Source organism: Furfurilactobacillus milii (assembly GCF_021654115.1).
In the GTDB taxonomy this organism is placed as follows: Bacteria; Bacillota; Bacilli; order Lactobacillales; family Lactobacillaceae; genus Furfurilactobacillus; species Furfurilactobacillus milii.
Genome location: NZ_JAIWJF010000006.1, coordinates 159,891 through 184,035 on the forward strand (window position 1 = coordinate 159,891; position 24,145 = coordinate 184,035).

The following is a 24,145-nucleotide window of genomic DNA, read 5'->3' on the forward strand; positions in this document are numbered from 1 at the left end:
TCTGTCATTATTCATCTACGACCTTATCTTTAAGATATGACGATAGCGTTTCCGCTGTCACTTGACTAAAACTATCCATCAGGGCGATGCCAAACGAACCAGGCTGTCTAAGCGTTAGTTTGGCTTGGTTAACTGCCCACTGACCGGTCGCACCAAAGATGGCGGTACCAGTCACTGCGGCTGTCATCGCATTGGGCTCCACTGCTAAGTAAGCAGCTAAAACGCTGCTGAGCATATCCCCGGAACCAACATGTGTCGCAAACAATGGCGTTCCGACATGAAGACTGACTGTCTGCTGGCCATCGCTGATCCAATCAACAGCTCCAGTCATCACAGCAACACAATGATAATGCAGCGCCACGGCCTGAACAATGCGTTTAGGATCAGCCACAGCACCGGTAGCGTCAATTCCCTTACTGTTAGATAGATCGCCTGACAAAGCCGCCATCTCTCCCGCGTTGGCTCGAATGACTGTTGGCTGGGTAGTGGCTACTAGTCGATCAAACTGCTGGCGGCGGCTTGGTAAGCCAACCGCTACTGGATCGATTACAACAGGCCGTTGATGCTGATTAGCCAAGCTCCCAACAGTCACCATTTGGTCAATTTGATCAGGCGTCCAAGTACCTAAATTCAACGCAATTGCGCCAGCAATCCCAACCAGGTCAGCAGCCTCTTCCTTAGCTTTTGACATAATGGGAGACGCACCAATGGCGTTAACGGCGTTTGCCACTTCTGCAATCGTGACACTGTTAGCAACAGTAAAGACGACAGGATTAGTTTCCCGGATGGTTTCCAATAAAGACAGGTTCATTGTGATCCTCCAATTCGATGATGGTGTCAAACAGTGACTAAAATTGATGACGCTAATCAGAAACTCAATAAATATACAGCGTCATAAAGTGGCGACAAAAAAAGCACTGAACCCATAGGAAAAAGGTTCAGTGCCTAAAAGCAATCACACACTGGCCACTTTCCTTCGCAAGTCTCAACTTACAGGTTCGAAGGGTCCGATATCCATCGTCTCAGTTCAGCAATTGCCGAACACCCCTAGTGGAATAGTTTACATGACATTATTTTAGCATACTCAGCATTCTAATTAGAAGTCAGATTACGTTTAATAACATTAGTCCGTTGTTTTTGATGTCTGTGTCGCTGTCTTCCATTTCTTATCAATAAAGGCTTCGCGGCCCCCACTTTCCTGCATTGCATAACGTAACGGATTCTTTTTATAGAAATCCTGATGGTAATCTTCCGCCGGATAAAATGGTTTGGCATCCTCAATTTGAGTCACAATTGGGGCATCAAAACGACCGGACTCAGCTAAGGCCTTTTTGGAAGCCTCTGCAATTTGGCGTTGTGTCTCGTCTTTGACAAAAATAACGGGCCGATAGCTGTCACCACGATCTTGAAATTGTCCCATCGCATCCGTGGGGTCCGTTTGTTGCCAATAAATTTGAACCAGTTTGTCGTAAGACATTACTTCTGGGTCAAACCAAATTTTAACTGCTTCTGTATGACCAGTTGTATGGCTGCAGACTTGTTCATACGTTGGATTAGGCACATGTCCACCGGTATAACCTGATACCACCTTATTGATGCCATCTACTGTTTCAAACGGCTTGACCATACACCAAAAACAACCACCTGCAAAAATTGCTGTTTCTTCTGCCATTTAATGCGCCTCCATCACTATTATTAAACCTGCTTGACGTTTGGGAACAGTTTAGCATATTTTTCGTAACCATTGCGTGTCAATTCATCTGCTGGAATAAACTTCAGCGCCGCCGAGTTAATGCAGTAGCGGAGGCCACCCTCTGCTTGAGGACCGTCTGTGAAGACGTGACCCAAATGAGAGTCCGCTTCCTTACTGCGGACTTCTGTTCTTTCCATACCCAATGATTGGTCACGATGTTCCGCTAATGTTTGCTTCGTTATCGGATGTGTGAATGACGGCCAGCCGCAACCGGCATCATATTTATCCGTTGAGGAAAATAACGGTTCACCACTGACAATATCAACGTAAATGCCATCTTGATAGAAGGCATCATATTTACCAGAAAACGGCCGCTCAGTGGCGGCTTCTTGGGTAACGGCGTATGCTTCTGGGCTCAATTTATCAATGTTTGCTTGTTTGTCTTTTGCCAATTGTCAAATCTCCTTCTCCGATGTTGAATCAACACTGCTGCGTCTTGACGACACTCATGCGATTATCCTTATTCCGCTGTTGAACCAGACATCACTTTAATTTGGACGTTTGGATCCAACTGTTCACTATCACCGGTTAACTGTAAGGTATGAAATGTTGTATTTTCTGTTAATTGCATGTGTTCAGACATATAGGTCTTACTGTAGCCCTTTACGGCCACAGGACCGAAATCTGAATCAATCATAGCATCATAGTCTGGCGTTTCTGCATCCTTGTCGACAATAATTAGATCAAACGAAGTATCCAATGAGCAATAACCAACGCTTGAAAACGGTCCAACACCATCGTCAAAACTGAGTAATAAACGTTGATTTGGTCCCATAACGGCCGCAATTTTAGTCTTAGCATCTGATGACATGGATAATTTCATAATGACCCTCCTTGGTAGATCAAAAGAATGTATCTCGTACACAATTAAATTGTGCCTTGTGTACTTAACGATACCTTTATTCTCCGCAAAATAGAGAATAACGCAAGCATTCTGCTCAACCAGAAAAACACAGTGTCCCCATCACTTTGCACTTGTCATAGGCATGGAGCGATGACATAGGTCTGTTTTGAGAACGAGCATTAACGAAAACTGACCTATTCCCGAACATGGGGAATGGGTCAGTTTTGGATTAAGCAGAATTTTCAGGACTTTGGCGCGCAATATTGCCCACATTATTCATTCCAAATAAACTTATGTCATAGCCTCATTGTGTCACTAGCGTTAGTTTGACTGCGCTGGTTGACTAGCGGATGCGTCAACAATAACTTCAACGTTATCGTCGATCTGTTCACCCTCGTCAGACAGCTTAATTACGTGCATGAGACGGTTAAACGTCGCATGCAACTGTTTACCAAGGAATCGGCCAGAATAGTCTTTATAGCGTACAGGACCTAAATTAGAGGGAATCAGTGCTTGATAGTCATCAACATTTGCATCTTTGCCCACAACTACGAGCTGAAATGACACTTGGAGTGCCACCAGACCATGATGTGAGTATGGGCCAACACCATCATCGTAGCTTAATAATAATTGATTTCCGTCGACAAGTAAGGGTTTTAATTGGGCCACGACTTCATCATCAAACGTCAATTCATGTTCTTCTGCCATTGTTAAAGCCTCCATTCAGTTTCTCACAGGTTTATTATTCGCCGTGAGTTGTTGTGAGGCAACTATTTATACTTAATATCCTTAGTGGTTCAATTAAAAAAACGTCTACAGATACACTGTAAACGTCTTTATTAAATAGCTTATTTAAATTGGTCTTGCAATGGTGGAACAACTTGTTTCTTACGTGAAACAACACCTGGTAAACTGGCCGTGTTGTTGGTTAACGTTGTATTAAACGCCTTTTCAACAACATCAGTTGGTTCGCCCCATACTAACAAACGCGAGTCACTGTCCAAGATGTTGGTAACCAAGACAAGGAATAGGTCATAACCTTTTTCCTTAGCATCGGCTGCCATGGCTGCTTCAAGCTTATCCTGACGAGCAAAGACTTCGTCCAAGTCAACTGTGTTGATTTGGTCAATACGAATGTTTTTGCCGCCCATTTCGAATGATTTTGCATCTTGTTCGATTAATTCGGCTTCACTCTTGGAAGACAAGTTGGTACCAGCTTTAAGCTCTTCCAAACCATATGTCTTGTAATCAACATCAGCAATTTCAGCCAATGCAATGACTGCAGCCTTATCGTCATCCGTTGTGGTTGGTGACTTCAGTAAAAGCGTGTCTGAGATAATTGCAGACAGCATCAAACCAGCTAATTGTGCTGGGATTTCAATCTTGTATTCGTCAAACATTTTCATCAAAATCGTGCTGGTACAACCAACTGGTTCTGCACGATAGAAAAGTGGTGATGATGTTGAGAAGTTGGCAATTCGGTGATGGTCAACAACGTGAGTAACCGTAACATCTTCAATGTCAGAAACACTTTGTTGATGTTCGTTATGGTCAACTAACATAACTGAATCAACTTCGTCACTGGCCTTAGTGATAACCCGTGGTGTTGGTTCGTCAAAATAGTTTAAGACAAATTGTGTTTCTTCGTTTGGTTCGCCTAAAGCAACCGCTTCAGTATCATACCCAAGCTTGTTTTGTAAGTATGAATATGCCTTTGCAGCGACAATTGCGTCAGTGTCAGGGCTTTGGTGTCCAAAAACCAATTCCTTACTCATTAATCTTTTGCTCCTTCGTCATGGTGGGTAACACCATATTTTTGATCATGAATTTGAGTCAGCCGTGAAATATAATCATCGGCTTCCAAGTATGAATCAAATGCATCGAGTAAACGACCCACACGAGGAATCTCATCTTTATCTTTACGGAAAACAAACGCTAAGTCAAATTTAATTCCAGGTTCAAACTGGGCAGCGTGTAAATTGCTGTCAGCTCCCTTAGCAATGATATAACTATTTGGCAGTGCTGTGTAGGCCCCAGTTTCAGCACTGAATTGATAAATTTGATCAGGCGTTGTGAAACGGGCCACCGCATTAGGTAAGTCAACCATAGCGTTTTTGTAATTTTCACGTAAAACCTGGTCTAAATAATATTCACGTGGGTATGTGACCCAGACATTGTTAAGGGTATCCTTCAAACGAATTTTTTTCCGTTTAGCCATTTTTTCATCGTTATGAATGAACAACAAATCTTCAGTGATGATTTTCTTTGAACGGTATGGCTTCCAGTTTTTAATGCTGTCATCCGGCAAGTACATAATCGCTAAATCAATGCGGTTATTCTCTAAACGATCCCAGATTTCCTTCCGTGTCAACATGTGGAAGTTGATGGTAACGTCAGGATTTTCTTTGTAGTACTGAATAGCAAAATCTTCGAACACTGAATATTCAACGGAAGCCAATAGGCCGATGTTGATTTCACCAGATTCAGCAGACGTTGATTGCTGAATCTCGTCTGTGGCTTGGTTCAACACTTCATAAATTTCGTGTGTTGCGCTAAGCATGGTGCTACCAGCTTCGGACAAACGTAATTTTTTTCCGACTGAATAAAACAATGGTGCACCCACTGTTCGCTCAAGCTTTTTAATTTGTTGCGTTAATGCAGGCTGTGTAATCCCAAGAATTTGGGCTGCCTGTGTATAGTTCATTGTTTCTGCCAGTTGTAAAAAGTAGGTCAATGTTTTCGAAGAAAAGATAGTCTCCTGTTTGCTTTTCATTGTCCAGCCGCCTTTCAAATTGATCATCTATTATAAACAAAATCTTTTCGATACGATAATTGTACGCAATAAAAGTCTGTTTACGCAAGCATTAAAACTGAATTCATCATTATTTTTAAATAATGCAAAATAATTTTACGTGTTTGTCCTGCAGTCACATTGGTACAGTGACAATCATACGCACTCCGATTCACTAATGCAATGGAGAAGCCCATCTATAAATCCAATAATGGAACGAAAAAAGCATAACGACCGTTAATTTTTTAATTAACGAATCATTATGCTTAATTTGATGTGGTATAGCTTGTTAATAAACCACCTGTTGATTTTAAACTAATTAAGAATCAGTGTTTGTTCCTTATGACGCAGAGATGTTGGTACGCCTTCGGTATCAATATCAATCACGAATGAGCCATTTGAATATCGCGCATTACGTTCATGTTCAGCGGGCAAAATATCGTGACGAATACCGCGACTTGTAACCACTTCAACTGGAGATACGCTGTCATGAGCAACCGCAATGAAGGCAACAATCTCATGTGGATTAGCCTTGAGTTCCCGCAAGCACAATACACCTTTACGAGCACGACTTGTAACTGGTACTTCGCTGATGGCCATTTTCTTCAAGGCACCACGCTGGGTAACAATGATGGCATCATCGGAATCTTTAACCAGTTGCATGTTGACAACAACGTCATCACCACGCAGATCCATCGACTTAGCACCACTGGTTCGTGCACCGTTAGTCGGCACCTCAGCCAAATCATAGCGCAGTCCAAGACCATTACGGGACATTAGCATAACCGTCAATGGATCGCTTGAATCAACATACGTGATGTCAACGACTTGGTCATCCGGCTGTTTGAATTTTTCAAAGACACTAGCTCGTTTCTTGTATGTCCGTCCAGGTAACAGATCCATGAAGGCTGTCTGTTTGATGAGCCCATGAGCAGTAGCAATCACAAAGTTACCAGATTCAGTCAAACTGCTGAATGTGAAGGCTGCAATGAGCTCTTCATCATCTGCCAGACCAATTGATTGGGAAATGTGTTCCCCGGTATCTTTCCATCGAGCATCAGTGACCTCGTGAATCGGTCGGTAAATCAAGTTTCCTTTGCTGGTAAACATAAATAAATGATCCAGTGTGGAAACTTGCTTCAATAAAATCGGGTAGTCTTCTTCTTTAAGACCGTTGTCGTTTTCAGAAGAAGCTTGATAAGACCTTGGTGAACTCCGTTTGATATAACCATCATGTGAAACCATTAAAACAACGGCTTCATCGGCAACCATAACAGTTCGGTCCACCTTAAGTTCTTCAATTTGGTCTTCGATTTGGGTCAAACGTGGTGAACCAAATTGTTTTTTGACATCCTGCATCTGCGTGCGCATCACTTTGCGCAAGGAGGCATCATTAGCCAAAATGTCTTCAAGCTTTTCAATCTGGGCGTCCAGTTCGGCATGCTCACGACGCAACTCGGTTACATCGGTATTGGTCAAACGATATAACTGTAACGTCACAATTGCTTCCGCCTGAGGATCAGTAAAGTCATACTTATCCATCAAGTTTTGCTTGGCATCCTTGCGGTTTTTACTTCCACGAATGGTCTGAATCACTTCATCCAAAATGGATAAAGCTTTAATCAATCCATCAACAATATGTTGACGCTTTTTGGCCTTATTCAGGTCATACTGCGTCCGTTTGGTAATCACCTCACGTTGAAAGTCAATGTACGCCTGCAAGGCTGTTTTTAAACCAACGCGTTCTGGTCGCATGTTATGAATAGCAACCATGTTGAAATTATACGTGATCTGTAAATCAGTGTTTTTCAACAAATAATTTAAAATACCCTGTGCATCTGCATCAGCTTTTAACTCAACAGCAATGGTCAGTCCCTGCCGATCAGATTCGTCACGGACTTCAACGATGCCCTCGACCTTTTTCATGATCCGGATTTCGTCCATTTTTTTAACAAGCAGGGCTTTATTGACTTCATACGGAATTTCCGTGATTTCAATTTCCTGCTTGCCACCCTTAAGGGGCTTGAAGGCTGTTTTAGAACGCAACACGATACGGCCAGCACCAGTATTGTAAGCTGTTTTGATACCATCTAAGCCTTGAATAATGCCGCCAGTCGGAAAGTCTGGCCCCTTTACGAACTCCATCAAGTCATCAGTTGACGCTTTAGGATGCGCTAGTAAATAAATCAGTGCATCAATCAGTTCGTTTAAATTATGCGGCGGAATTTCTGTCGCGTAACCGGCAGAAATTCCGCTAGCACCGTTTACCAGTAAATTTGGGAAACGAGCCGGTAAAACGGTTGGCTCCTGTTCCGTATCATCAAAGTTAGGAACGAAGTCGACAGTTTCTTTGTCGATATCCTGTAGCATCGTGCCGGATATCTTGCTTAAACGGGCTTCCGTATATCGCATTGCAGCCGGCGGATCAGCGTCAATTGACCCGTTGTTCCCGTGCATTTCAATCAGTGGTGCTCGTAACTTCCAGTCCTGACTCATACGCACCATGGCTTCATAAATTGATGAGTCACCATGTGGATGGTAATTACCCATGACGTTACCTACGGATTTAGCAGATTTACGGAATGCTTTATCAAAAGTATTACCATCCTTGTTCATGGCATATAAAATACGCCGCTGAACTGGCTTTAAGCCATCACGAATATCTGGCAAGGCACGATCCTGAATGATGGATTTTGAGTAACGGCCAAACCGTTCACCCATGACATCTTCCAGGGTTAGTTCCTGAATGTTTTGTGTGTCATCTGCCACAAGTTCTGCTCCTTTCCTGCGTTAAAACAAGCACCTTGTTTAATTAATTAACTAATTATTTATTGTCCCAAACGGTAATCGTTGGACCTTGTTGTTTAGAATCGTGGGCATCGACTGAACGCTTATCGGTCGTTTGCTCTTTTTGACTGCCAGTTGTTACTGTCGTTGCAGTATCTACGGCTTCGTCGTCTTCATTGTTTAGATCATCATCTTCAACATGATGGGCTGAGTTAACGGCTGCATTATCAAGAATTGAACCGTCTTCTTCCAAGTTAAAGGCCACGTTGTCTTCAATCCATTTTCGACGTGGTTCAACTTTATCACCCATCAACGTTGTCACACGACGTTCAGCTAAGGCTGCGTCATCAATCCGAACACGAATTAAAGTACGGCTTGATGGATCCATTGTCGTTTCCCACAACTGATCAGCATTCATTTCACCGAGACCTTTGAAACGCTGGAGAGAATAGCCACGGCCAATCTTTTGCTCTTTACCGCTTAATTCTGCGTCTGTCCAAGCATATTCAATCTGAGTTTTCTTGCCAACGCCTTTTTGAAGCTTATAAAGCGGCGGTAAGGCAATGTATACTCGACCGGCGTCGATCATTGGCCGCATGTATTTGTAGAAGAAGGTCAGTAGCAAAATCTGAATATGAGCACCATCGTCATCGGCATCTGTCATGATAATAATCTTGTCATAGTTGGCATCTTTAATATCAAAATCGGCACCAACACCAGCACCAATCGTATAAATCATGGTGTTGATTTCCTCATTTTTGACGATGTCTTGCAGTTTAGCCTTTTCTGTATTTAGGACTTTCCCACGTAATGGCAAGATGGCTTGGAACTTACGATCCCGGCCTTGCTTAGCAGACCCACCAGCAGAATCACCTTCAACTAAGAATAGTTCATTGCGTTTAGCATTTTTAGATTGTGCAGGAGTCAGTTTACCTGAAAGTAACCGTTCTTGACGGCCTTTTTTCTTACCGTTACGGCTTTCGTCACGGGCCTTGCGAGCAGCTTCACGGGCCTGACGGGCCTGCAGGGACTTGCGAATCAACATTTGCGCAAATTCGCCGTTTTCCATAAGGTAAAAGCCGAGTTGCTCATTAACGACATTGTCAACGATGGTGCGGGCTTCGCTGGTTCCAAGTTTGTCTTTCGTCTGACCTTCAAATTCCAGAATGGCTTCCGGAATCCGCAGTGACAAAATAACGGATAAGCCTTCACGCACATCAGAGCCTTCGAGGTTCTTATCCTTCTCTTTCAACAAGCCAACCTTACGCGCATATTCGTTGAACGCTTTCGTCCAAGCGGATCGCAATCCCGCCTCATGTGTTCCACCGCCAGGAGTCCGCACATTATTAACAAATGACAACATCGTTTCCGAGTAACCATCGTTGTACTGTGCCGCCACTTCAACTTCGACACCATCTTTGCTGCCATCAAAATACATGACATCGCCCAACGTGTCCTTATCTTCGTTTAAATAGGCAACAAACTCCTTGATTCCATCAGGGTAGTGAAATTCTTCAGTACGCTCTTGTCCGGCACGTTCATCGGTGAGCGTGATTTTTACGTTTGTTAGTAAGAACGCGGACTCACGCAGACGTTCTTCCAGTGTACCGAAGTTGTAAACGACCGTTGTAAAGACACTTGGATCTGGCTTAAACGACACAGTTGTCCCATTGTGTTCCTTAGTTTTGCCCAGTTTAACCAAAGTGCCAACTGGATGACCGCCGTCCTTAAAGTCTTCTTGATACTTCATTCCGTCCTTAACGATGGTTACCGTTAACCACTCAGATAAGGCATTAACAACGGAGGAACCAACACCATGCAGTCCACCAGAAGTCTTGTAGCTACTGTCGTTAAACTTACCACCGGCGTGTAGCACGGTCAGGATAACTTCAGGCGTTGGGATGCCAGACTCGTGCATTCCCACTGGCATCCCCCGGCCATGATCCTTAACCGTGATGGAATTGTCTGTGTGAATCGTCACGTTGATTTCTTTACCGAAACCGGCCAGCGCTTCATCAACCGCGTTATCTACGATTTCGTAGACCAGGTGATGAAGGCCCCGTGCATCCGTTGAGCCGATATACATCCCTGGGCGTTTGCGAACGGCTTCCAGGCCATGCAATATTTGAATACTTGATGCATTGTAATCTTTGGCTGATGAAGCCATGTACCCAACATCCTCTCTTTAAAACGTGTACTTTAAGCACAACGTAAATAGACTGTCTAAATTAAAATAACACACTCCGACCATGTTTGGCATGACATTTTTGAGTCACCTGAGTTTTAATCAGCTATTTCTGGCTATGGAAAACATCATAAATTTTGCGAAGTTGTCATTTGATACGAATGTATGTTCGCATGAGATTGAACATCTGTCAAGCATCAGTTTGTGAATTGAATTGGCAGCCAATGGTCTTCATGATAAAATAGAACACATTCAGTTTTAACAAAGGAAGTTACCCATGCTCAAATTACTGATTATGCTCTTGGTGGCCTATCTATTAGGGTCAATTCCCACCGGTGTATGGATTGGCAAGATCTTCTTCCATACAGATATTCGCAAAGCTGGTTCTGGCAACATTGGCACCACTAACACGTACCGCGTCCTTGGTAAAACAGCTGGCACGGTCGTCATGCTCATTGATATCTTAAAGGGCGCTCTATCAACGTTACAACCAGTTGTATTTGGTGCTCCCATCGTTCATGGCGTCGTTATTAACGGTTTACTGATTGGACTGGGTGCCATTCTTGGTAACACCTTTTCTATCTTTGACGGATTTAAAGGTGGCAAGGCCGTCGCAACTAGTGCTGGAATTCTGGCGGGCTATAATTTTCCATTTTTCATCGTGGCCTGTATTATCTTCGGCAGCCTAGTTTACATTACTAGCATGGTTTCAGTGGCTTCAATGGCTGCCTTGACCATCATCACGTTTTTGTCCTTGCTCTATCAAGATGGCATACTGACCACGGTCGCATTTGTGCTAACGCTTTTTATCATTTACCGACACCGTGCCAATGTAGATCGCATCAAGGCTGGTACCGAAAACATGGTTCCCTTTGGTCTGTATCGGCATTATCGTTTATCCCATCCGATCAAACCTAAGAAGGATGCCGATGATTCGAAAGCGAGCGTCACTGAAAATGACAAAGCTGACACGAATCTAGAAACCACCGTTAAAGACGAGACTTCTAAAGCGCCAAAAGCCGCAACCAAAGTGACTAGTGAGGAAGCGCAGTCGGATAACAATACGTCCACTACGGATACAAATAACGTTTAACACACTCTAGTTAAACGACTAGAAACAGCGTTTGCTAACACATCAAAATGTTAGTAAACGCTGTTTTATTGCGCCCATAATTTAGTTAAAAATTGTCGCATCTATTTAAGGCGTCCTAGAAGTATTCAATGCTATAGTCCGCATTAAACATCGCTTGTGGATACAACTCATGAATACCAAACTTTTTGGTCAGGTCACCATCCGCATTAACTGCGTCAGCAATCCCCCACCAAGGTTCGATACAAACGAACGGTGCCTTAGCCGGATATGGTGACCAAACACCCACATAATCAGCGTTTTGAAGGGTGACGGCAATGCCATGCTCGTTCAGCCCTGATGTTAGTGTTAACGTTGCTGGTTGTTGGTTCAATTGAAGAATTTTAGCATCGTGTTCAAATAAATCATGGTTGAGCTTCATTGGTCGTTCAAAGTTCAAGGTTGTTGGATGGTCAACATCACTAAAGGGACCATCAAGCTTCAGTGATGAATACGTTTGAGCCGGAGTAGCGGCCACAGTATAGTCATTGAACGTCCCTTGACTGTCACCAAGTGGCACATTGAAGCCAGGATGACCGCCGATGGAAAAGTAAATTGGTTCATCGCTCGGGTTGGCAACGCGATATTCCACGCTTAACTGGCGACCTAATAAACTAAACATAATGTCTAATTGGAAGGCAAACGGGTATTTGATGCGACTGGCATCGTTATCCTTTAAAGTAAACGTAACGCTGGTCGCAGTTTGTGCTGTCACCAAGAAATCTTGATCACGAGCAAAGCCATGCTGGGTCATTGAATAAGTTTTGTCCTGATACCGATACTGATCATCGTGTAGCCGACCAACGATGGGAAATAAAACCGGCGCATGACGTCCCCAAAACTTTTTATCTGCTTGCCACATGTATTCTACATGCGTTTGTACATCTTTGACGCTAGTTAACTCCGCACCATGCTCGTTGATAGCAACGGTTAATTCTTCATTCGACAACTTAATCATTTTTTCCTCCTAGATTCAAACCAGATTTAAACAACTCTGATACTTATGTCACTCAAGCTAACTTTCTGGCTCATCTGGACCGCCACGGCCATGATCAACGGCTCGTGGAAAATAATTGCGATAGCTGGCCTGTAAATTCTCTTTGGTTACATGTGTGTAAATTTGAGTCGTGGACAAGCTACTGTGACCGAGTAATTCTTGCACAGTACGCAAGTCAGCCCCACCGTTTAACATCTGTGTCGCAAACGAATGCCGCAGCATATGGGGATGAATATCACCAGTCAGTGAACTTTGTTTCATCACCTGCTTTAATGCGTATTCAATGCCTGCGCTGGTCAATGGATGACCGTATCGATTAATAAAGACATAGTCATGTTGTTGATGATATTTAGTCATTAATGATGTACGGCAATGCTGCTCGTACGCATCAAGTGCATCACTTGCGTAGCGGCCAAACGGAACATAACGTTCTTTGTCACCTTTACCATGAACTAAGATCATGTGGGTTGAGAAATCGAGATCCTGATAGCGCAATCCAGCACATTCAGAAACCCGCATCCCCGTCGCATACAACATTTCGATCAGGGCACGGTCACGGAACTGCAACGGTTTACTGCCATCCCCGCTGGCCGTCTTCAACAATTCGTCGATCTCCTTGTCGTAGAAAAATCGCGGCAACGTTGACGGGTGTTTTTTTAAATTAACGTATACAAACGGATTATCTTTAACTAAGTCATTTTTAACTAAAAAGCCGTAAAAAGAACGTAGTGATGAGATCTTTCGGGCCGTACTAGTTCTGGAATAATGTGCGTCATATAAATAACTGAGATATACCCGAATATCCAGGTGATCAATTGTGGAAAATGATTTTAAGCCACCGTTGTCCTTCATGAATTGGATGAATTCTTGTAAATCTTCCTTGTACGCTGTCACAGTATTCGTTGAATAACGCCGCTCAACCTGCAGATACGTCAAGAATAATTTAACCCAATCGGTCTCTAGCTGACTTGAGTCGGATTTGATATCTTTTTCTGCCATAAATAAAAGCCCTCGTTACCGCTAACATTAGCAAAATAACGAGGGCTTGACAAGCGTTTACAAACGAACAGAACCATCGGCTTGTCAGTTACTTTTTACGAATCAAAACGTTGCATTTACAGCAATACTGTCCACCACTATTAACTGCTAGTGAAATGATTCTGATTGTCTTTACCACAGATATGACAAGTGGAACCGGTTAAACTGCCACCGATAACTAGGCTTCAGGAGTCGGCTGTTCAGCAGCTACCACAACCGGTTCAATACCGACAGTAGGTAAAAATTCATCAAGATCAGTTAACGCACGATGAGCCACCGCAGTATTTCGCTCACGTTTGTCACGAATACGATGGTCTAATCCTGGCACAATTCCAAAGTTAGCATTCATTGGCTGAAAATGCTCCGCATCCGCAGTCGTAATGTAGTTTGCCATTGACCCGACCATCGTTGTTTTTGGAAAGGCTACGGTGTCTTGACCCAAAGCAAGTTTGGCAGCGTTAATACCAGCCAGAATACCAGATGCGGCACTTTCAATATACCCTTCAACACCCGTCATTTGACCGGCAAACAGTAGCGTTGGCCGAGCTTTGGTTTGGTATGTCGCTTGTAATAGTTTAGGTGACTTCAGGAACGAATTGCGGTGCATAACGCCGTAACGCACGAATGTGGCCTTTTCTAGACCGGGAATCATGCGGAAGACCCGCTTTTGCTCGCCCCACTTCAAATGCGTTTGGAAGCCAACAATGTTGTACAAGTCACCGGCTGCATTATCCTGGCGCAACTGTACAACCGCAAACGGACGCTTGCCCGTTTTAGGATCATCTAAGCCAACTGGTTTCAACGGGCCATATAACAACGTTTGCCGACCACGTTTTGCCATAACCTCAACAGGCATACAACCTTCAAACACATCGCTGTCTTCGAAATCATGCACATCGGCGGTCTCAGCGTGAATCAAGGCATCGTAAAAAGCATTGTACTCTTCCTCGTTCATCGGGGCATTGAGATAGGATGCTTCTCCCTTGTCATAACGTGACTTTAAATACACCTTATCCATATCCAGTGAATCTTTGTTTAGAATTGGCGCAGCTGCATCGAAGAAATGCAGGTCGTCTTCGGCTGTAAAGGACTTAATGGCCTCAGCCAAAGGGCCGGCGGTCAACGGACCAGTTGCCATAACGGTGATGCCGTCTGGAATGGCAGTGACTTCCTCACTCACAACTTCAACATTAGGCATCTGTTTCAGCTCGTTGGTGATTTGTTCAGCAAATGGTGTCCGGTCAACCGCCAGTGCGCCGCCGGCAGGCACTGCATTAGCATCTGCTGAGCGGATAACGATACTGTCCAAATGTCTCATTTCAGCTTTGAGTAGACCAGCCGCGTTGCTAATCTGATTAGCCCGCAGAGAGTTTGTACAAACCAGTTCCGCAAAATTACCGGTTTCATGAGCCGGGGTTAACTTTGTTGGTCGCATTTCGAAAAGTTTGACGTTTACACCGGCCTTGGCGATGTGATAAGCTGCCTCACTACCTGCCAGACCAGCGCCAATTACGTTTACAGTGGGTGTCGATGCCATGCTGATGCCTCGTTTCTATTCGTTAAGTGAATGTTTAATTTTTATCAAGCGGTGTGTAACCGCATGTGTGTATTCTACACCGTCTGTAAGTAAAAGCGCACCCCTAATCTCGTAGCAGAAACCACAAGATCAAGAATGCGCAAATGTAACTTAATGACGATCAAGCCGATAAACCGCTATTTTTGAACGTCTTCTTCGTAATCGCCATTTGGACAAACGACCTGTTTGCCACCTTTGACCTTCTTTTCGACCAAGAAGTGACCATCTTTAGGACAATCACGGCCAATTGGCTTATCCCATGACACAAAGTCACAGTCTGGGAAACGTGAACAACCATAGAAAACTCGGTTTCGCTTAGATTTACGTTCGATGATTTGACCCTTATGACACTTAGGACAAATGACACCAATTTCCTTAACAATAGCCTTGGTGTTACGACAATCTGGGAAACGTGAACAAGCGTAGAACTTGCCGTAACGGCCCATTTTAATGACCATTGGGGCACCACAGATGTCACAGTCGAAACCGGCTGCTTCATCCTTAATCTTGATTTTCTCCATGTTATCTTCGGCCTTTTTTACTTCAGTCGAGAATGGCTTGAAGAACTCATCGACCACTTTTACCCATTCTTCTGAACCCTTTTCAATACCGTCGAGTTTTTCTTCTAGACCGGCAGTAAACTCGATGTTTTCAATATCGGGGAAGAAATCGACAATAACGCCATTGACGATTTCACCAAGTTCAGTAGGCACAAAACGGCGGGATTCAAGTTTGACATAGTTACGTCGTTGAATCGTGTCCAGTGTTGGCGCATATGTGGACGGTCGGCCAACACCGTTTTCTTCCAACGCGTGAATCAAATTGGCTTCTGAGTAACGTGCCGGTGGCTGGGTGAAATGCTGTTGTGGATCGTTCTTAACCATCTTAACCGTGTCATCCACGTTTAAGTCGGGTAAAACATTATCCTTTTCAGCAGCGCCTTTGTAGACTTTGGTGAAACCAGCAAATTTCGTCTTAGAACCGTTGGCACGGAACTGAACATCATTTTGATCAATCGTCACCGTCATCGTATCGGAGACTTCAGCTGTCATTTGTGAAGCAACGAAACGATTCCAGATCAATTGGTATAAACGGAATTGATCGTTAGTCAGATACTGCTTCATCTCAGCTGGTGTCCGGTAAACACTGGTTGGCCGAACAGCTTCATGGGCATCCTGTGCCCCTTCTGGCAATTTACCTTTGACAGGCTTAACTGCTGCATATTCCGCGCCATATTCCTCATGAATATACTTTGAAGCCTCTTGCTTGGCAATGTGCGCAATTCGTGTTGAATCGGTCCGCATATAGGTAATCAGACCAACACTGCCGCCTTTACCAATATTAATTCCTTCATACAGCTGTTGAGCCGCCATCATTGTTTTCCGAGTCCGGTAATTCAATTGACGGTTAGCCACTTGTTGCATGGTTGATGTCGTAAATGGCGGTTGTGGCATGCGCCGACGTTCTTTACGCACAACGTCAGTGATGTTAAAACTAGCTTTCTGATCAATCTGTTTTAGAATCTCTTGAACGGCATCGTTATCTTTCAAGCCGGTCTTTTTGCCGTGAATCCCGTAAAAGCTGGCAGCAAACTTCTGCCGACCCTTTTGGAATTCAGAGTCAATGGACCAATATTCTACCGGCTGGAAGGCCTTGATTTCTTCCTCACGCTTGATGATCAGTGCAAGTGCGACACTCTGAACACGACCTGCAGACAGCCCCTTTTTCACCTTTTTCCATAGAATTGGCGAAATTGAGTAACCTACCAAACGATCCAGAACCCGCCGTGCTTGTTGCGCATCGACTAAGTCCATGTCAATATCGCGCGGTTGTTTGAATGCGTTTTTAACAGTGTCCTTAGTAATTTCGTTAAAAACGACACGATTCTTTTCTTCAGGATCTAAATTTAATAAGTGGGATAAGTGCCATGCGATGGCTTCCCCTTCGCGATCCGGGTCAGATGCCAGGTAAACACGTTTAGCGTTTTTAGCATCTTTTTTGAGTTCTTTAATGGTGTCGCCTTTACCACGAATAGAAATATAATGCGGTTCATAATCGTGGTCGACATCGACACCCATTTGTGACTTAGGCAAGTCCCGAATATGGCCTTTACTTGCAACAACTTTATAGTTGCGGCCTAAGTACTTTTCGATTGTTTTCGCCTTGGAAGGCGATTCCACAATCACCAAGTTCTTTTTAGTTTTCGCCCTTGTTTTTGTTTTAGTTTTTGAGGTCGCCATGAAGCAACTCCTTTGTTAACATTATTGATTACTGGCTGATGAAACATACTGTCCATCAGCGTCTAACCGTACACATAAGCACAGTCAAATCTAAATCACCATACTGCACAGTTACATAAGCTGTCAACTAAAACGAGAATTTTCTACTATATAATAGTCGATGATTTGAACAGTTAGCTCTGAAATTGCAGTTCGTTTAAAATACCTTCTACATTGCAAACGGGAGTGGCACCAGCACTAATTAATGCGTTGCAACCAGCGGACAATGGGTCTGTCACCCGACCAGGAATCGCCATCACGTTTCGGTTTTCTTGAAGACCAACATTAGCAGTAATCAAGCTACCAGAATGAATTGCGGCCTCTGTCACTAAAACACTTTGTGCCAGGCCAGCGATAATTCGGTTGCGTTCAGGAAAGCGATGCCGTGCTGGCCCAGTGCCAAGCGGATACTCGCTAATGACTAACTGAGTTCGCATCAAGGTTTGTTGCAAAGAACGATTGGCTGCTGGATAGGCAATGTCTAGCCCGGTACCAATGATTCCGATAGTGTGACCATTATGCTGAACGGCTAGTTGATGACTAAGCGCGTCGACGCCTGCTGCCAATCCAGAAATAATCGGGATCTTTGTCGCAATGACGGCTGGTAACCACTGTTTAAGGGTCGTGTACGAATATGCCGTTGCTTGACGCGCGCCAACAACGGCCAGTCCGGCTTGCTGAGTCAACCGCCAATTGCCACGGCTAAATAGAACTAGCGGGGCAGCGTACATTTCTTTTAAATACGTGGGATAATCTTCATCGAGAATAGTCGTCACCTTGCCGAACTGATGATTGCGCGCAATTGTATCTGACAACCGTGAATCACGCCAACAGTTGGCCAGCTGCTTGGCCTTTATTTCTGGCAAAGCTAAGCAATCTAGTAAATTTGTTAGGGTCAGCGGTACATTCGACTCTGTCTGCAGGAATTGCCAAACTTTGCGTCGCCCAGCCAAGCCCACACCAGGCATAAACTGAAGTCGAATCAGTGCATCCCGATTAATCGTTTGTAGCAATCTCTCCATGTGTAGCCCTCCGTTAACATCTTGTGATCAAGACAAGCACATGAACAGTTCTTAATAACTTTATCCTGACGACTTAACATACGAATTTCGGCCCAGCAATGTTCGCTGCAAAATAAAAAACCGGTTCTTTTTAAAAGAATCGGCGGTTATTAATTATTATTATATCAAGAACAATTTCAAATTAATCTTGTTGCAATCTTTTAGTGACCGGACTAAACGACCGGCGGTGAATTGGTGTCACGCCAAGCTGATCGAGGGCAGCTAAATGAGCAGCGGTTCCATAGCCGTCATTTTGTGCAAAATTATACCCTGGATAAACGCGATCATACATCGACATCAAATGGTCACGGTAAACTTTAGCGACAATGCTGGCTGCACCGATGCTGACAGATCGTGCATCCCCCTTGATAAGCTTTTGTTGCGGCATTGGCACGTCGATTTGCATCGCATCAATCAATAACGCATCCGGCTGTTGCGGCAACGCTAGTACGGCATCACGCATAGCCACCCGCGTTGCTTGGTAAATATTCAAATGATCAATTTGCTTTGGCGAAGCAATGCCAATGCCAACACCAACACAGGCGGATAAAATCTGTGGATACAGCGTTTCCCGCTCATGCGCGGTTAACTGTTTGGAATCATTGACACCCAATAGGTGAAAATCATGTGGCAATTCAATTGCACATGTCACCACCGGACCAGCCAACGGGCCACGACCGACTTCATCAATGCCAGCGACTAATGACTGTCCCTTTGCCCAGCAAGCTCGTTCCAGTTGCAAACGTTGTTCAAAAGCGGCTTCGGCATTAGCTTGTGCCGTTAATCGCCGGTTTGTCTGCAGTAACAGCGACGCAACACCTTTTCGTGGATCAGCCGCTAATGCCGCTAACAACGGATCGTCGGCTTGCTGAACATGAGCCAATTGTTCGCGTAGCACCGCAATCGATGGCTTTTTCGGCTTAGCTTCACTCATGATCCGCCTCGGACACACTATCAACTGATTTTTCAGATAATTCATCGGTAGTGTCGAACGTAAACCGACCTAACTTGCCTTTGCGCAAGTCAAAAATCAGACGTTCACTCGCACGATCATAATCAACTTTAAAACCCAGTCGTTTAGTGATAGCCAATAATAGATCAACGTCGCTAAGCGTCAGTTCATCATCTGTTAAATGATATCGTTCAGCTAATCGATCAGTTTGATTGTGCTCACGCATAAATTTGATCGCATATAGTGCTACATCGTCCTTGGCAAACAGAGAATCCTTGATTGCGCCCGTCAAAGCAAGCTTTTTACCAACCATAGGATCTTCAAACTTGGGCCATAGGACACCAGGTGTATCCAACAGTTGAAGTTCTTCGTTGGCCTTCAGCCACTGTTGCTTCTTAGTTACACCGGGCCGATCACCAGTGATGGCAACTTTTTTATTAACCAGCCGGTTCAACAAAGTCGACTTGCCGACATTGGGGATGCCGGCCATTACAGCGCGAATAACGGGTTTTTGAATCCCCTTTGCTTCCAACCGTTCCTGCTGTGTTTTTAAGACCTCGCGAGCAGCTTTAACAAGGTTGCCCACTAATTTTCGATCGTTCACATCAATCGCAATAACGGGCTGATTGTGTTCACGATAATATCGCACCCATTCCCCAGTGACTTTGGGATCAGCCAAATCACTTTTTTCGAGGATCAAGAGGGTTGGCTTTTGGGCCACTGTAGCCCGCAATTCCGGATTCCGTGATGACTCTGGAATTCGTGCATCAACTAGTTCAAATACAATGTCGATGACCTTTAAGTTTTCTCGCAATTGGCGAATGGCCTTCGCCATATGACCGGGATACCATTGAATAGTCATAAAAATCGCTCCTTTGATCTGTCAACGGGTATTGTCCGTTGACAGATTTTCATTTATTAGAATTTGGTACATATCTTAAGTTAATTAGGGCAAAATCTTTTATTTTTCGTAATGTAAGTTTGACTTTTTTCAGTAAAGTTCACATAAAAATCATCCAATGATTTTATTTTACCAGTTTCTTCGACGCTTTCGATACATCTGTTGCTTTCAGAGGTAAAATTCAAAAAAATGACGATTTATTTCTAATCAAAATTGGGCGGTAAGTCCTCAGTAAAACACTGAAAACTTACCACCCTAAAAACAACATAACGGCAGTGATTTTTTAACTAAGCATGTGAATCCAATAAAACTTGTGCACTATATTGGTCGATAAAGACTTGGTTGCAATAACCAGCATTCAAAGCAGCCTTGAGCGTTGGAACAGTTTCAACATTATGCACCGCTGCAATAGAATGTTCCTTCTGCTTAAGGTTGTTAAGAGACGTGGTAACCACTCGTTCATCTAAATCTGGATCAACGACAGCACCATTGGCATCGATAAAGTGACCTAACACATCACCAACGGCTGCTTCAGTGAGTGCTTGTTTTTGCTCATCCTTAAAGTAATTCATCTGGTTTAAGAATGGACTATCTTCTATCGAGTCTAGCGAAATTAGCGCAATGTTTGCCAGTCGGCCAAGCTTTTCAAGATGTCGAATAAGATCTTCTTTTTCAACGAGTTCCTTTGCAGCGACATTGTCAAAGACGATCGGTAGCGGCAGAAAATTAGCCTTTGTTTGATAGGCATGAGCCAGTTTGTCGCCCGTTTCATATGCAAATGTTTCACAATCGGAATTTGTAATGATTCCCGTTAAAGATAAGACCACAACATCACGAACATTTTTGGATGTCAGATGGTTGGCAATCATTTTTAGTGCTTCACTGCTGCCAAAGCCAATGATGTCACCATTTTTAACCAAATCATCTAAGTAATAAGCCGTTGAAAGCGCGACCTTATCAAGGATTGTGCTTCGATTATTTTGGAAAGTCGGAACGACAGTGAACTGAACCTCTGGGTAAAGCTCGTGTAGCTGACTAGCCAACACGTTGGCATCACGAAGGCCGTCATTCACGGTGATCGTTACAAAACCGTTTTCTCGTGCTAATGAAAGCATTCTAGATACTGTTGCCTTAGAAATTCCTTCTCGTTTAGCCAACTGATTCTGACTAATACCTTCGACATAATACAACCTAGCGAGTCGTAACATTTGGTTACGTTTGTTAAGGGTACTTATTGTAATGACCTCCTAAAAACAAGGTTATTTCTTATTGATAGCTGAGAAGTCTCTGTAAAAATCCCTAACGTTATTATACGCCAGCTGATACATTTTGAAATACTTATTATACAATGCATTCTTTTTAATATTTGGCACAACTCGCTGATCGATTTTAATCCACTTTGAAACATCATTAGGGTCAACCGCATGGATACCAATACCCGCTAAGATTGCGCTACCTAAATTAGCTTCACCACCTGACTTGGTTGTAAGCACAGTTTTCCCAGTAACGTCTGCAATCATTTGTACCATCTTTTTGGAGTTGCTGACCCCGCCAACTAAGGTAAGTTCATCGCCAATATCAGTACCAAAAGTCTCGATGCTCTGACGGACTGAATACGCAATTGCTTCTTGAAAGGCATTATACAACTCATACTTGGTTGTCTTAAGCGATAATCCTAAAATGGTGCCTCGAACTGTTGAATTCCATAATGGGCTACGCTCACCCATGAAAAACGGTAGGACAAGGAGGCCGTTACTGCCGGCCGGAATGTTGGCACTTTGAAAATCTAGCTTTTTCGGGCCCTCATTTTCATCTAATTCGCGTTCAAACTCCTTAACGAACCAGGCCACAATTGCCCCAGCGGTGTTAGCACCCGCAAAATTATAGTACAGCCCCTTTGGATTATAAGCGTATGGCCAAATAATCAAACCGTTATCTCGTAACGGTTTTTCAGTAACCAAAGCAGCGTTCATTGACGTTCCTAGGGCAACCGTCACCTTACCGGGTTTGACAACGCCCGTTCCGACGGTTGCTGGGCCGACATCGACTCCGGTGTTGAAAACCGGTGTGCCGGTTTTAACTCCAAGCCGCTGAGCCCATTTTTCGGTCACCTTACCGGCTACTTCAGTACTCGTAACGAACTTTTGTGGCAACTTAGAAATGTTTAATCCTAATTTATCAGCAAGCTTGGTTGACCATTCGTCTGTATTAATATCAAATACTCCGGCTAAGTTCCCGGCCGCCGAGTAATTAATACTTGTCTGACCAGTCAATTCGCGAATAACAAACGATTCAGGTGGCAAGAACTGGTCAGTTTGTTGATAAAGATCAGGCTGGTGCTTTTTTAACCACATAAGTTTTGTATAACCGTAATATGGATCAGCCAAATTAGCCGTTACGGCCATCAATTCTTTATCACTAACAAGTTTCTTAACTTGGTCAGTTTCAGCAGTTGCTCGCCGGTCCATCCAAATCAAGGCAGGACCTAACACTGAACCACTTTTATCAACTGGAATCCCGGAACCTCCGTACAACCCATCGATTCCAATAGCGACAATATCTGCATCATCAACATGCGACGATAATTTTCGAATCACAGCTGTGACGGCATTGAGCCAATCTTCAGCGTTAGATTCCGCCCAACCCGGATGTGGCGTCATAAATGCGTAGTTGTCTTTCTTTTGCGCAACAATCTCACCATTGGTGGTCATTAAAATTGCTTTGGTTCCTGAAGTACCAATATCGATTCCCAATATATACTTGGACATGGTAATCTACCCTCTTCTAAACTAGTTTAGTCTTCTAACCCTGTGGTTACTTTGAAGCTACGACTTTCTTGTGGCTTGAGCATAATTAAGGTGCCCTTTTTCTTTGCAGCCGTCCGACCCTCCGTGCGACTAGTTGCCGGAAGCGCAAATGCAGCAACCTGAAGGTCAGGATTAGCCATTAACCAACGTGTTACATCTGGAAATTGTTTCGTGTTAAACGCTACCTTGACGGTATGTTTCTCATCCATTGTCATTTCAAACACGGCATCATCCACGAATTCATTCAATTTATCTCCGAAAAAGACAATTTCAGGGTCAAAGTGGTTAGGATCATCAAGTTCATTAATTAACTCACCTGATTTTGCAACTTTATCGGTGAACGCCAACCATTCTTTAGTTGGGTGAATGTGATCTGGAATCGAAGTTCGTAATTCAAAGGCTCTGTCTGGAATGTTTTGAGTGATCTTAGCACCTTTAACGAATTTATAGTTAATATGCGTTAGGTACTGTAAAGGCATTTCTTGACACTCAGAAAGGTTCTTAACGAACATTTTAATGTCAAACAAGGCGCTCCCTTTCTTTAATGTCACAGATGGGTTGGCAAAGTAATGATCACCAAAGCCTTTAACATATTCAACCTGACTACTGATCGTAACGGTATCTTCATCTACATAGACAAAAGATGAATCCATCGGCGTAAGTGGAAATTCACCATGTGCATAATGATCATCCTCAGGACCGGGATTACCACTAGCCAATAGACCTGAATGAAATTGAAATGGGCCGTATGAATCAGTAATTTGCTTACCTGGATATGGTTGTTTGAAAGTGTTTTTCATCTTCAAATCAAGCCCGTCAAACACAGCTTCCCAGATCATTAGTCCTTCAAATGGTAAAAATGTCAGATAACCACGTGAATTACGAACTTTTAGTGCTTCAACACCAGATGAATATTTACCTCAATTGTCAAATCAAGTGCAACACTAAGAATCTATTCTTAGAAGTGGTCTAGTTGCTAAGCTAGTTCAGGCATTAGATCGGCTGGGCAGCGATAGTTCAATGACCGCCGTAGCCGGTTGTTTAA

19 protein-coding genes, 1 pseudogene and 1 riboswitch are annotated in these 24,145 nt (G+C 43.7%); of the genes and pseudogenes, 1 reads left to right on the top strand and 19 read right to left on the bottom strand.

Annotated elements, in window-relative coordinates; genetic code table 11:
• Positions 1–7: 7 nt before the first annotated feature.
• The 9 genes from thiM to parE all read right to left on the bottom strand — a co-directional run bounded on the left by thiM (position 8) and on the right by parE (position 10,342).
• Positions 8–811: a hydroxyethylthiazole kinase gene (thiM, locus tag LDK34_RS08925; protein ID WP_178942520.1), complete on the bottom strand. Its 804-nt coding sequence runs from the start codon at positions 809–811 to the stop codon at positions 8–10.
• A 143-nt stretch (positions 812–954) separates the two neighbouring features.
• Positions 955–1,059, bottom strand: a riboswitch (TPP riboswitch).
• 64 nt (positions 1,060–1,123) lie between these two features.
• Positions 1,124–1,672: a peptide-methionine (S)-S-oxide reductase MsrA gene (gene msrA / locus LDK34_RS08930; RefSeq protein WP_178942519.1), complete on the bottom strand. Its 549-nt coding sequence runs from the start codon at positions 1,670–1,672 to the stop codon at positions 1,124–1,126.
• Positions 1,673–1,695: 23 nt separating this feature from the next.
• Entirely contained in the window at positions 1,696–2,145 is a 450-nt protein-coding gene (msrB, locus tag LDK34_RS08935) for a peptide-methionine (R)-S-oxide reductase MsrB (protein WP_178942518.1), read from the bottom strand.
• A gap of 68 nt (positions 2,146–2,213) precedes the next feature.
• Positions 2,214–2,576, bottom strand: a complete 363-nt coding sequence (locus tag LDK34_RS08940; RefSeq protein WP_178942517.1) for an iron-sulfur cluster biosynthesis family protein — start codon at positions 2,574–2,576, stop codon at positions 2,214–2,216.
• Positions 2,577–2,918: 342 nt separating this feature from the next.
• Positions 2,919–3,305 (bottom strand): iron-sulfur cluster biosynthesis family protein, encoded by a 387-nt coding sequence (locus tag LDK34_RS08945; RefSeq protein ID WP_178942516.1) that lies wholly within the window; start codon positions 3,303–3,305, stop codon positions 2,919–2,921.
• A 140-nt stretch (positions 3,306–3,445) separates the two neighbouring features.
• A complete protein-coding gene (locus LDK34_RS08950) occupies positions 3,446–4,372 on the bottom strand; it encodes a manganese-dependent inorganic pyrophosphatase (protein ID WP_017261881.1) in 927 nt (308 codons plus the stop codon).
• Complete coding sequence (locus LDK34_RS08955; protein ID WP_178942515.1) at positions 4,372–5,370, bottom strand: LysR family transcriptional regulator; 999 nt, start codon at positions 5,368–5,370, stop codon at positions 4,372–4,374. The genes LDK34_RS08950 and LDK34_RS08955 overlap by 1 nt, the downstream gene beginning before the upstream one ends.
• Before the next feature lie 333 nt (positions 5,371–5,703).
• Entirely contained in the window at positions 5,704–8,157 is a 2,454-nt protein-coding gene (gene parC / locus LDK34_RS08960) for a DNA topoisomerase IV subunit A (protein ID WP_347880577.1), read from the bottom strand.
• Between the two features lie 55 nt (positions 8,158–8,212).
• Entirely contained in the window at positions 8,213–10,342 is a 2,130-nt protein-coding gene (parE, locus tag LDK34_RS08965) for a DNA topoisomerase IV subunit B (protein WP_178942513.1), read from the bottom strand.
• A gap of 295 nt (positions 10,343–10,637) precedes the next feature.
• Here parE and plsY point away from each other — a divergent pair.
• Positions 10,638–11,240, top strand: a pseudogene (plsY, locus tag LDK34_RS08970) (glycerol-3-phosphate 1-O-acyltransferase PlsY); the annotation flags it as partial.
• A 328-nt stretch (positions 11,241–11,568) separates the two neighbouring features.
• On the opposite strand, the gene LDK34_RS08975 reads toward plsY, so the two are convergent.
• From LDK34_RS08975 to LDK34_RS09020, 10 genes are all read right to left on the bottom strand, one after another.
• Positions 11,569–12,447 carry an aldose 1-epimerase family protein gene (locus tag LDK34_RS08975; RefSeq protein ID WP_178942511.1) on the bottom strand — a complete coding sequence of 293 codons (879 nt, stop codon included), beginning with the start codon at positions 12,445–12,447 and terminating at the stop codon, positions 11,569–11,571.
• A gap of 57 nt (positions 12,448–12,504) precedes the next feature.
• Entirely contained in the window at positions 12,505–13,485 is a 981-nt protein-coding gene (gene xerC / locus LDK34_RS08980) for a tyrosine recombinase XerC (protein ID WP_178942510.1), read from the bottom strand.
• A gap of 217 nt (positions 13,486–13,702) precedes the next feature.
• Complete coding sequence (gene trmFO / locus LDK34_RS08985; protein ID WP_178942509.1) at positions 13,703–15,061, bottom strand: methylenetetrahydrofolate--tRNA-(uracil(54)-C(5))-methyltransferase (FADH(2)-oxidizing) TrmFO; 1,359 nt, start codon at positions 15,059–15,061, stop codon at positions 13,703–13,705.
• A 176-nt stretch (positions 15,062–15,237) separates the two neighbouring features.
• Positions 15,238–17,340 (bottom strand): type I DNA topoisomerase, encoded by a 2,103-nt coding sequence (gene topA, locus LDK34_RS08990; protein WP_178942508.1) that lies wholly within the window; start codon positions 17,338–17,340, stop codon positions 15,238–15,240.
• A gap of 173 nt (positions 17,341–17,513) precedes the next feature.
• Positions 17,514–18,401, bottom strand: a complete 888-nt coding sequence (gene dprA / locus LDK34_RS08995) for a DNA-processing protein DprA (RefSeq protein WP_178942507.1) — start codon at positions 18,399–18,401, stop codon at positions 17,514–17,516.
• 181 nt (positions 18,402–18,582) lie between these two features.
• Positions 18,583–19,374: a ribonuclease HII gene (gene rnhB, locus LDK34_RS09000; protein ID WP_178942506.1), complete on the bottom strand. Its 792-nt coding sequence runs from the start codon at positions 19,372–19,374 to the stop codon at positions 18,583–18,585.
• Positions 19,367–20,254 (bottom strand): ribosome biogenesis GTPase YlqF, encoded by an 888-nt coding sequence (gene ylqF / locus LDK34_RS09005; protein WP_236941728.1) that lies wholly within the window; start codon positions 20,252–20,254, stop codon positions 19,367–19,369. Before ylqF ends, rnhB begins: the two co-directional genes overlap by 8 nt.
• 326 nt (positions 20,255–20,580) lie before the next feature.
• Positions 20,581–21,483, bottom strand: a complete 903-nt coding sequence (locus LDK34_RS09010; RefSeq protein WP_178942504.1) for a sugar-binding transcriptional regulator — start codon at positions 21,481–21,483, stop codon at positions 20,581–20,583.
• A gap of 69 nt (positions 21,484–21,552) precedes the next feature.
• Positions 21,553–23,061, bottom strand: coding sequence for an FGGY-family carbohydrate kinase (locus tag LDK34_RS09015; protein WP_236941729.1), 1,509 nt, complete (start codon positions 23,059–23,061; stop codon positions 21,553–21,555).
• A 26-nt stretch (positions 23,062–23,087) separates the two neighbouring features.
• Positions 23,088–23,939 (bottom strand): DUF4432 family protein, encoded by an 852-nt coding sequence (locus LDK34_RS09020; protein ID WP_236941730.1) that lies wholly within the window; start codon positions 23,937–23,939, stop codon positions 23,088–23,090.
• Between the last annotated feature and the right edge of the window lie 206 nt (positions 23,940–24,145).

Coding starts and splice junctions, on each gene's coding strand:
- thiM (WP_178942520.1), bottom strand. CDS start 811: ATGAACCTGTCTTTATTGGAAACCATCCGGGAAACTAATCCTGTCGTC.
- msrA (WP_178942519.1), bottom strand. CDS start 1,672: ATGGCAGAAGAAACAGCAATTTTTGCAGGTGGTTGTTTTTGGTGTATG.
- LDK34_RS08940 (WP_178942517.1), bottom strand. CDS start 2,576: ATGAAATTATCCATGTCATCAGATGCTAAGACTAAAATTGCGGCCGTT.
- LDK34_RS08945 (WP_178942516.1), bottom strand. CDS start 3,305: ATGGCAGAAGAACATGAATTGACGTTTGATGATGAAGTCGTGGCCCAA.
- LDK34_RS08950 (WP_017261881.1), bottom strand. CDS start 4,372: ATGAGTAAGGAATTGGTTTTTGGACACCAAAGCCCTGACACTGACGCA.
- LDK34_RS08955 (WP_178942515.1), bottom strand. CDS start 5,370: ATGAAAAGCAAACAGGAGACTATCTTTTCTTCGAAAACATTGACCTAC.
- parE (WP_178942513.1), bottom strand. CDS start 10,342: ATGGCTTCATCAGCCAAAGATTACAATGCATCAAGTATTCAAATATTG.
- LDK34_RS08975 (WP_178942511.1), bottom strand. CDS start 12,447: ATGATTAAGTTGTCGAATGAAGAATTAACCGTTGCTATCAACGAGCAT.
- xerC (WP_178942510.1), bottom strand. CDS start 13,485: ATGGCAGAAAAAGATATCAAATCCGACTCAAGTCAGCTAGAGACCGAT.
- trmFO (WP_178942509.1), bottom strand. CDS start 15,061: ATGGCATCGACACCCACTGTAAACGTAATTGGCGCTGGTCTGGCAGGT.
- topA (WP_178942508.1), bottom strand. CDS start 17,340: ATGGCGACCTCAAAAACTAAAACAAAAACAAGGGCGAAAACTAAAAAG.
- dprA (WP_178942507.1), bottom strand. CDS start 18,401: ATGGAGAGATTGCTACAAACGATTAATCGGGATGCACTGATTCGACTT.
- rnhB (WP_178942506.1), bottom strand. CDS start 19,374: ATGAGTGAAGCTAAGCCGAAAAAGCCATCGATTGCGGTGCTACGCGAA.
- ylqF (WP_236941728.1), bottom strand. CDS start 20,254: ATGACTATTCAATGGTATCCCGGTCATATGGCGAAGGCCATTCGCCAA.
- LDK34_RS09015 (WP_236941729.1), bottom strand. CDS start 23,061: ATGTCCAAGTATATATTGGGAATCGATATTGGTACTTCAGGAACCAAA.
- LDK34_RS09020 (WP_236941730.1), bottom strand. CDS start 23,939: ATGATCTGGGAAGCTGTGTTTGACGGGCTTGATTTGAAGATGAAAAAC.